Source organism: Bartonella sp. MR168JLCBS (assembly GCF_042194175.1).
In genome coordinates this window covers 1-530 of record NZ_JBHIMP010000626.1, presented here as the reverse complement: position 1 = coordinate 530, position 530 = coordinate 1, and the positions used below count along the sequence as shown (strand labels likewise).

The following is a 530-nucleotide window of genomic DNA, read 5'->3' as shown; positions in this document are numbered from 1 at the left end:
TGAACAAGCAGGCACACCCAATGTAGAGATCGACCACCATTATAGCGATGGTGTTTTAACGATTCATGCAAAACAACAGATCCCAGCAACACCGCAACAAAGCATAAAAAAGCCTATGCTTATCCCTATCGATTTTGGGCTTTTAGGACATAACGGAGAATCTCTCACTTATGAAGCTGACGCGGATATTCAATCAGATGTTATGCTTCTCTTCAAGGAAAACCAAACATTCACATTAAGAGGATTATGCGAAAAACCTGTTTTATCACTGCTTAGAAACTTCTCTGCACCTATCAATCTACAAACTCCGTTCAATGAAAGCGAACTCATCTTTCTTGCACAAAACGACAGCAATCAATTTAATCGTTGGCAGTCGCTTAATCATTTGATGATGCAAGCCCTGATTCAAGCCATTCAGGATAAAACACGAGCAAAAGAGGATATGCCCTCTGCTTTGCTAAAATTGATTGAAACTATCATTAAAGATGAAAGCCTTGAACCGGAGTTTCGACCATTTTGTTTAAGTTTAC

The 530-nt window shown here is 39.2% G+C and carries 1 protein-coding gene; it reads left to right on the top strand.

Features of this window, described 5'->3' with window-relative positions; genetic code table 11:
* Positions 1-530 (top strand): DUF3458 domain-containing protein (locus ACFIK8_RS13075; protein WP_375669668.1); only part of this gene is annotated, 530 nt, incomplete at both ends.